Origin of the sequence: Modicisalibacter sp. 'Wilcox' (assembly GCF_010993675.1) — a bacterium.
GTDB classification, from domain to species: domain Bacteria; phylum Pseudomonadota; class Gammaproteobacteria; order Pseudomonadales; family Halomonadaceae; genus Modicisalibacter; species Modicisalibacter tunisiensis.
Window position 1 is genome coordinate 1 of record NZ_WNXF01000030.1, and the last position, 7,843, is coordinate 7,843.

At 68.5% G+C, this 7,843-nt stretch carries 8 protein-coding genes; 5 read left to right on the forward strand and 3 right to left on the reverse strand.

Annotated elements, in window-relative coordinates:
- Positions 1 to 230: 230 nt before the first annotated feature.
- Positions 231 to 866, reverse strand: coding sequence for an arylesterase (locus G7A98_RS16365; RefSeq protein ID WP_240464772.1), 636 nt, complete (start codon positions 864 to 866; stop codon positions 231 to 233).
- A 52-nt stretch (positions 867 to 918) separates the two neighbouring features.
- Between G7A98_RS16365 and G7A98_RS16370 the strand changes: the two genes are divergently transcribed.
- Together G7A98_RS16370 and G7A98_RS16375 are read left to right on the forward strand one after the other, a co-directional pair.
- On the forward strand, positions 919 to 1,647 hold the full coding sequence (locus G7A98_RS16370; RefSeq protein WP_163650750.1) for an ABC transporter ATP-binding protein: 729 nt from the start codon (positions 919 to 921) through the stop codon (positions 1,645 to 1,647).
- Complete coding sequence (locus tag G7A98_RS16375; RefSeq protein ID WP_163650751.1) at positions 1,644 to 4,181, forward strand: FtsX-like permease family protein; 2,538 nt, start codon at positions 1,644 to 1,646, stop codon at positions 4,179 to 4,181. Before G7A98_RS16370 ends, G7A98_RS16375 begins: the two co-directional genes overlap by 4 nt.
- Before the next feature lie 390 nt (positions 4,182 to 4,571).
- Here G7A98_RS16375 and G7A98_RS16380 read toward each other — a convergent pair whose 3' ends face one another.
- On the reverse strand, positions 4,572 to 4,991 hold the full coding sequence (locus G7A98_RS16380) for a type II toxin-antitoxin system VapC family toxin (protein WP_163650752.1): 420 nt from the start codon (positions 4,989 to 4,991) through the stop codon (positions 4,572 to 4,574).
- A complete protein-coding gene (locus G7A98_RS16385) occupies positions 4,988 to 5,227 on the reverse strand; it encodes an AbrB/MazE/SpoVT family DNA-binding domain-containing protein (RefSeq protein ID WP_163650753.1) in 240 nt (79 codons plus the stop codon). Before G7A98_RS16385 ends, G7A98_RS16380 begins: the two co-directional genes overlap by 4 nt.
- A gap of 333 nt (positions 5,228 to 5,560) precedes the next feature.
- Between G7A98_RS16385 and glyA the strand changes: the two genes are divergently transcribed.
- The 3 genes from glyA (at position 5,561) to G7A98_RS16400 (ending at position 7,642) form a co-directional block, all read left to right on the forward strand.
- Positions 5,561 to 6,823, forward strand: a complete 1,263-nt coding sequence (glyA, locus tag G7A98_RS16390; protein WP_163650755.1) for a serine hydroxymethyltransferase — start codon at positions 5,561 to 5,563, stop codon at positions 6,821 to 6,823.
- A 112-nt stretch (positions 6,824 to 6,935) separates the two neighbouring features.
- Positions 6,936 to 7,340 carry a nucleotidyltransferase substrate binding protein gene (locus tag G7A98_RS16395; RefSeq protein WP_163650754.1) on the forward strand — a complete coding sequence of 135 codons (405 nt, stop codon included), beginning with the start codon at positions 6,936 to 6,938 and terminating at the stop codon, positions 7,338 to 7,340.
- On the forward strand, positions 7,340 to 7,642 hold the full coding sequence (locus G7A98_RS16400; RefSeq protein WP_205596303.1) for a nucleotidyltransferase domain-containing protein: 303 nt from the start codon (positions 7,340 to 7,342) through the stop codon (positions 7,640 to 7,642). Before G7A98_RS16395 ends, G7A98_RS16400 begins: the two co-directional genes overlap by 1 nt.
- Positions 7,643 to 7,843: the final 201 nt, after the last annotated feature.

Below are 7,843 nucleotides of genomic sequence, written 5' to 3' on the forward strand. Positions count from 1 at the left end.
CACTGATGAAGCATGAGACGGGATATCGCCCTCCAAGCCCCATCAAGGCTTGACGGGCAACATAGAATCTCCCACAACGGCTTGTCCATGCTGCCCGGCCTGATCGGTCGTCTTGTGGGAGGGGATTGATCTTCGACGGCGGTGTCCGGTGGCCGGTTCCTCGCGACTGAAGTCGTTCCCACACAAATCCCGGTTCTCCGGCGCAGGCATCCCCAACCTGTGGGAGGGGGTTATTCCCGACGGCGGTGCCCGGTGGTCGACCTGTCGCGACTGAATTTGCCCCCGACTTGGGGCAGCAGCTTCTCCAGCGCCGGCCAGACGTTGTCGAGCAGTTGCGGCTGGGCCTCGGCGTTGGGGTGGAGGCCGTCGTCCTGCATCAGCGAGTCGTCCAGCGCCACGCCGTCGAGCAGGAAGGGCACCAGCGGTACCTGGTAGCGCTCGGCAAGATCGTGATAGACCTGGCGGAACGCCTCGGCATAGGCTTGACCGTAGTTGGGCGGCACCTCGATGCCCACCAGCAGCACCCGGGCACCGCTGTCACGCGTGGCTTCGATCATTTTGGCCAGGTTGGCGCGCATCTGGGTCGGCGGCAGGCCGCGCAGCCCGTCGTTGCCGCCCAGCTCGATCACCACGATGTCGGGGGTGTGGCGTGCGAGCAGCTCGGGCAGGCGGGTCGCGCCGCCGGCGGTGGTCTCGCCGCTGATGCTGGCGTTGACCACCGTGACCGAGTCGGGCAGGCGGGCGTCGAGCAGGGCGACCCAGCCGCGATCGCGCTCGATGCCGTAGCCGGCGCTCAGGCTGTCGCCCATTACCAGCAGCGTGGTGCCGGAGCCGGCGGCGAACGCCGAGGCCATCCCCAGCCACATGACCAGCAGGGGCAGCAGCATGAACCGACCAGTCACAGGAAACGCTTGTCTCATGTCCAACTCCCGGGCGCGTGAATCCGCTGTTGAAGAGTCCTCGATTCTACAGGCTCGCGGCCTGACCAAGCAGGTCGTCAGCGGCGAACGGCGCCTGACGATCCTCGACGACCTGGACCTCGACGTGTCCCGGGGTGAGAGCGTGGCGATCCTGGGAAGTTCCGGGGCCGGCAAGTCGACCCTGCTCGGCCTGCTGGCGGGGCTCGACACGCCCAGCGGCGGCGAGTTGACGCTGTTCGGCGCCTCGCTGGGCGCGCTGGACGAGGACGGCCGCGCCGCGCTGCGAGCCGGCCGGGTGGGCTTCGTGTTCCAGAACTTCCAGCTGCTGCCGACCCTGACCGCCCTGGAGAACGTGCTGCTGCCGCTGGAGCTGGTGCCGGGCCGCGATCATCCGCAGCGGGCACGCGAATGGCTGGCCCGGGTGGGCCTCGGCGAGCGGCTCGATCATCTGCCCAAGCAGCTCTCCGGCGGGGAGCAGCAGCGGGTCGCCGTGGCGCGGGCCTTCGTCACCGAGCCGGAACTGGTGTTCGCCGACGAGCCCACCGGCAACCTCGACCGCGACACCGGCGGGGCGATCATCGACCTGCTGTTCGCGCTCAACCGCGAGGCCGGCACCACCCTGGTGCTGGTCACCCACGACCCGCACCTGGCGCGGCGCTGCGACCGCTGCCTGCGCCTGGACGCCGGGCGACTGATCGCGCTGCGACCCGACGAGGTGCAGGCATGACCCACTGGCTGGCGCTCTCGCTCAAGGGGCTGCGCCGCGACCTGCGGGCCGGCGACGTGCGCGCGCTGTTCGTCGCCCTGGCCCTGGCCGTGGCCGCCACGACCATGATCGGCTTCTTCCTCGACCGGCTGGACCGGGGGCTGACCCGCCAGGCCGGGCAGCTCACCGGCGGCGACATCAAGCTCGAGCAGGGCGAGCCGTTCGACGACGCCCTGCGCGCGAGCCTGCGCGAGGCCGGCCTGACGCTCTCCGACCAGGTCGACATGGTGTCGATGGTCAGTCGCGGCGATGCCTTCCAGCTGGCCAGCCTCAAGGTGGTCGATGCCGCCTATCCGCTCTACGGCGAGGTGCGGGTCGATCGCGGCGACGGCGTCGAGGCGCTGGCCCGCGGCCCCGAGCCGGGCGGCGTGTGGATCGCCCCGCGCCTGGCGCAGCTGCTCGACGTGACGCTCGGCGAGACGGTCCGGGTCGGCGCCAGCGAGCTGGCCGTGACCGGGCTGATCGAGCGCGAGCCCGACCAGAGTGCGGGGTTCTCGGCCTTCAGCCCGCGGCTGATGATGCGCCGGACGGATCTCGAGGCCACCGGCCTGGTGCGCCCCGGCTCGCGCATCGAGTACGAGCTGCTCGCCAAGGGACCGCCCGGCGCGGTGGCGGCGGTGTCGGCTACCCTCGAGCGGCTGTCGGCGCAGGGGGTCCGGGTGGTGGACGTGCGCGACGACCGCCCCCAGCTGGGCAGTGCCCTGGAGCGTGCCGACAAGTACCTGAGCCTGGCCGGGCTGGCGGCGGTGCTGCTGGCCGGGGTGGCGGTGGCGATGGCCACGCGGCGCTACGTCGACCGCCACCTGGATACCGCCGCGCTGCTGCGCTGCTTCGGCGCCTCGCAGCGTCGGCTGGGCACCCTGTTCGCCTGGCAGCTGCTGTGGCTGGCGCTGGCCGCCTCGGTGGCCGGGGCGCTGCTGGGCATGGCCGGGCAGGCCGCGCTGCTGGCGCTGCTGTCCCGCTTCCTGCCGCTGGAGCTGCCGCCGCCCGGGGTGCTGCCGCTGCTGCTCGGGGTGCTCACCGCGCTGGCCGTGCTGGTCGGCTTCGCCGGGCCGACCCTGCTGCGCCTGAAGCGGGTCAGCGCGCTCAAGGTGCTGCGCCGCGAGCTCGACCCGCTGCCGGCCGCCGCCTGGCTGGTGGTGGCCGTGGCCGGCCTGGTGTTCGGCGCGCTGCTGTGGCTCTACTCCGGCGATCCGGCGCTGGCCGCGACGCTGCTGGTCGGTGGGCTGGTCGCGCTGGCGCTGCTGTGGGGGCTGGGCTGGATGCTGCTGGGGCTGATGCTGCGGGCGGTGAAGGCATTCGGCGGCGGCGAGCGGCAGGGCGGCTGGGTGCGTGCGGTGCGCCTGGGCGGCAGCCAGCTGGCGCGTCGCCGCCGGGCCAGCCTCGGCCAGCTGCTGGCCTTCGCCGTGACCTTCGCGGCGATGGCGATCATCACCCTGGTGCGCGGCGATCTGCTGACCACCTGGCAGACCCAGCTGCCCGCCGACACGCCCAACTTCTTCGCCATCAACATCCAGCCCGCCGAGCGCGAGGGTTTCGTCGAGCTGCTCGACGCCGTCGCCGACACCCGCACCGCGCTCTACCCGATGGTGCGCGGGCGGATCACCGCCATCGACGGGCGCTCGCCGGAATCCGCGGTGCCGGAAGACAGCCGCGGCGACAACGCCCTGCGCCGCGAGCTCAACCTGACCTGGCAGACCGAGGTGCCCGAGGGCAACCGCGTGGTGGCCGGCGAGTGGTTCGCCGCCGACGCCGGACAGGCGGGTGGCGACGGCCCGGTGCCGATCTCGCTGGAAAGCGGGCTCGCCGCGCGGCTGGGCGTGGGGCTCGGCGACACCCTGAGCTTCACCATCGGCAGCGAGCGGGTCACCGGGCGCATCACCAGCCTGCGCGACCTCGACTGGGACAGCTTCCGCCCCAACTTCTACGTCATCTTCCCGCCCGGGGTGCTGGAGCGCTACGGCCACAGCTACCTCACCGCCTTCCACCTCGATGCCGCCGCCCACGGCGATGTGCTGGCCAGGCTGGTGCGTGCCTATCCGGGCGTTTCGCTGCTCAACGTGGACGCCATCCTCGGCCGGGTGCGCGAGCTGCTCGACCAGGTGACCCGCGCGGTGGAGCTGGTGCTGGCCTTCGTGCTGCTGGCCGGGGTCAGCGTGCTCTATGCCGCCCTGACCGCCAGCCACGCCCAGCGCGCCCACGAAAGCGGCCTGCTGCGGGTGTTCGGCGCCGGTGGCCGGCTGATCTCGCGGGTACAGGGCGTGGAATTCGCCCTGCTGGGGCTGACCAGCGGGCTGATGGCCGCGTTGCTCACCGAGCTTGCCGCCTTCGGCCTCTACCACTGGCTGGCCCTGCCGCCGCGCCTGCACGGCCTGCTGTGGCTGGTGCTGCCGCTCGGCGGGGCGCTGCTGATCGGCGTGATCGGCCACGGGCTGTCCCGGGGCGTGCGCCGCCAGGCGCCCGTGACCAGCCTGGGGCTGCTGGGGGAGGGATGACCGCCGGACGCCATATGACGCTATCCATGATGGGAGCGGCTTCTTGTGGGAGCGACTTCAGTCGCGATGAGCCGGCCACCGCGCCCCGCCGTCGGGGATGAATCCCCTCCCACAGGATGGGGATGACTGCACCGAAGAACCGGGATTTGTGTGGGAGCGAATTTATTTGTGATGAATCGAGCCCTCGTGGGAGCGACGTCAGTCGCGATGAGCCGGCCACCGGACCGCCGCCGTCGGGGATAAATCCCCTCCCACAAGACCACCGATCAGCCCGGGCAGCATGGACAAGCCCTTGTGGGAGCGACGTCAGTCGCGATGAGCCGGCCACCGGGCCGCCGCCGTCGGGGATGAATCCCCTTTCCCGAGAAGGCTTGCCGCGCCGTCCCGTCGTCAACGCGGGGCTTCAGCCAGCCAGTTTTCTACCTCGAGCCCTTTGACCCGGCGAAATTCCCCCTCATTGGCGGTGACCAGGACGCGCTGTTCCGCCAATGCCTGAGCGGCGATCAGCATGTCGTTGGGGCCGATCGGCGTCCCGGCTCGTTCCAGTTGCCGACGCAGGCGGGCGTAATGGCGATCGGCCGGGGGCTCGAAGGGATGCACGTCGAGTACCTCGAGCAGGATTTCCACCTGGCGTGTCAGGCGCTCGGAGCCTCGCTTTCTTGCGCCGAAGCGCAACTCCGCCGCGACGATGATACTGGTTGCGACGGCTTCCTCGCCCACGGCGGCGATCCGCTCCATAACGGGGCCATGCGGGTCGCGCACGAGTGCGGAAACGATGTTGGTATCCAGCAGGTAGCCGCCGGTGCTCATAAATCGACATCATCGAGTGGCAGCATGCCTTCATCGACATCACCCAGCGGCTCATCGACGGGGTCGAGCCGTTTCAGGGTGCTCAGCAAGCCGGGCTTCCTGACCGGCTCGATGATCAGGGTATCGCCCTCGCGGCGCATGATGGCCTCATTGCCGGCGAACTCGAACTCGCGCGGGATGCGCAGGGCCTGGTTGCGGCCGTTGCGGAACAGGCGGACATGGCGTTCGGTTGACATGATATCCTCGTCTCCTTGTTGGCCTATGCCTGAGCATATGTCTTCGGCAGGGCAATGGCCAGGCTGACACTGAATCGGCCACCGCCGTCGGGGATGACTGCACCGAAGAACAGGGATTGGTGTGGGAGCGACTTCAGTCGCGATGAAACCCGGCACCGAGGCACCGCTGTCGGGGATGAATTCCCTCCCACAAGGAATGCCCCAGGCTTCAGTCTGACTAAACCCGAGGTGAGAAATTCTCGGGCAGGCATGACCCCCTTTCATGTGAAAGCCTCCGGGGGGTGGAGTATCATGCCGGTTCGTTTCACCTCTCGACTCGAGGACTCTACGCCGATGTTCAGCCGTGACATGCAGATTGCCGGTTTCGATGATGCCCTGTTCGATGCGATGCAGAAGGAGAGCGCGCGTCAGGAAGCGCACATCGAGCTGATCGCTTCCGAGAACTATGCCAGCCCCCGCGTCATGGAGGCTCAGGGCAGCCAGCTGACCAACAAGTATGCGGAAGGCTATCCCGGCAAGCGCTACTACGGCGGCTGCGAGTACGTCGACGTGGTCGAGCAGCTGGCCATCGACTACGCCAGGGAGCTGTTCAACGCCACCTACGCCAACGTCCAGCCGCACTCCGGCTCGCAGGCCAACGGTGCGGTCTTCCAGGCGCTGGTCAAGCCGGGCGACACCGTGCTGGGCATGAGCCTCGATGCCGGCGGCCATCTGACCCACGGCGCCAGGCCCAACTTCTCGGGCAAGCACTACAACGCCGTGCAGTACGGCATCGACGACAGCGGCCGCATCGACTACGACGACGTCGCCCGGCTGGCCCGCGAGCATCAGCCGAAGATGATCATCGCCGGTTTCTCCGCCTACTCGCAGATCATCGACTGGGCGAAGTTCCGCGAGATCGCCGACGCGGTGGGCGCCTACCTGCTGGTCGACATGGCGCACATCGCCGGTCTGGTCGCCGCCGGCGTCTACCCGAGCCCGCTGCCCCATGCCCATGTGGTCACCACCACCACCCACAAGACCCTGCGCGGCCCGCGCGGCGGCCTGATCCTCTCCGCCGAGGACAACGCCGACATCGAGAAGAAGCTGCAGTCCGCGGTCTTCCCGGGCATCCAGGGCGGCCCGCTGGAGCACGTCATCGCCGCCAAGGCGGTCTGCTTCAAGGAAGCCATGGCGCCCGAGTTCAAGACCTACCAGCAGCAGGTGGTCGCCAACGCCCAGGCGATGGCCGGCGTGTTCCTCGAGCGCGGCTACGACGTGGTCTCCGGCGGCACCGAGGATCACCTCTTCCTGCTCTCGCTGATCAAGCAGGGGCTGACCGGCAAGGATGCGGACGCCGCGCTGGGCCGCGCCCACATCACCGTCAACAAGAACGCCGTGCCGGGCGACCCGCAGAGCCCGTTCGTCACCTCCGGCCTGCGTATCGGCACCCCGGCGGTGACCACCCGCGGCTTCGGCGAGACCGAGTGCCGCGACCTGGCCGGCTGGATCTGCGACATCCTTGACGCCATGCAGCAGGGCGATTCCGCCCAGGCCGAGGCCGACGTCAAGGCCAGGGTCGAGGCCGTCTGCGCGCGGCTGCCGGTGTATCGTTGAGAGTGTATCGCTGCCTGTAATGGCATGAAGCGATAGTGACGCTGGCGGGCCATGTCCTCGAAAGAGGCATGGCCTGCCTGCTTGTTGCGGACCTTCCGGAAAGGAGATGGCGATGGGGGAGGATATTCGCTGGCAGCAGCGTTTCGACAACTACGGCAATGCTTTTTCCCAATTGGAGCAGGCGGTCGAGGCGTATGGCGACACGACGCTGGACATCATCAAGGAAGGCGTCATCCAGCGCTTCGAGTTCACTCACGAGCTTGCCTGGAAGGTCATGAAGGACTACCTCGAACACGAAGGCATTCAGAATGTCACAGGGTCGCGCAGTGCGGCTCGTCATGCCTTCAACGTCGGCCTGCTGGAAGACGGACAGGTGTGGATGGACATGATCGAGACTCGCAACCACACGGTCCACGCGTATCGTCACAGCATTCTGGAAACCGAGTTCCGCAAGATCGTCGAGCGCTATTACCCGGCCCTGAAGCAGTTTCGCCAGACCATGGAGCGGTACCGCTGATGTTCGGCCTGCCGGAGAGCACGATCGAGGCCATCCGGGGTGCCCTCGCCGCCTGCCCGGGCCTGGAGAAGACCGTGATCTACGGATCACGAGCCAAGGGAACCTGTCGGCCCGGTTCGGATATCGACCTGGTACTTTACGGCGACGTTTCCGAGAGTGACGTGCTGCGCCTCCTGGACCGGCTGGACGCGCTCAACACCCCCTACCTCTTCGATGTGATCCGCTATCGGGACATCGACAGCGAGGCCCTGCGCGAGCATATCGCGCGGGTGGGGCAGCGATTCGATGCGGCGGCCCGGTAGTCAGTTGGACAATCGCGACTGAAGTCGCTCCCACGGCTATTCAGCAAGCCGGGCGGGCTGTGGTGGCGGGGCTGTCTTGTGGGAGGGGATTCATCCCCGACGGCGGCGACCCGGTAGTTGGCTTATCGCGACTGAAGTCGCTTGTATGTTGGAAATGACCCAACACGGGCAGTATGGAGAAGACTTGCCGGGGTGGAGGGA

Excerpts from the sequence above, each read along its gene's own strand:
- G7A98_RS16365 (WP_240464772.1), bottom strand. The coding sequence starts at position 866 with ATGTGGCTGGGGATGGCCTCGGCGTTCGCCGCCGGCTCCGGCACCACG.
- G7A98_RS16370 (WP_163650750.1), top strand. The coding sequence starts at position 919 with ATGTCCAACTCCCGGGCGCGTGAATCCGCTGTTGAAGAGTCCTCGATT.
- G7A98_RS16375 (WP_163650751.1), top strand. The coding sequence starts at position 1,644 with ATGACCCACTGGCTGGCGCTCTCGCTCAAGGGGCTGCGCCGCGACCTG.
- G7A98_RS16380 (WP_163650752.1), bottom strand. The coding sequence starts at position 4,991 with ATGAGCACCGGCGGCTACCTGCTGGATACCAACATCGTTTCCGCACTC.
- G7A98_RS16385 (WP_163650753.1), bottom strand. The coding sequence starts at position 5,227 with ATGTCAACCGAACGCCATGTCCGCCTGTTCCGCAACGGCCGCAACCAG.
- glyA (WP_163650755.1), top strand. The coding sequence starts at position 5,561 with ATGTTCAGCCGTGACATGCAGATTGCCGGTTTCGATGATGCCCTGTTC.
- G7A98_RS16395 (WP_163650754.1), top strand. The coding sequence starts at position 6,936 with ATGGGGGAGGATATTCGCTGGCAGCAGCGTTTCGACAACTACGGCAAT.
- G7A98_RS16400 (WP_205596303.1), top strand. The coding sequence starts at position 7,340 with ATGTTCGGCCTGCCGGAGAGCACGATCGAGGCCATCCGGGGTGCCCTC.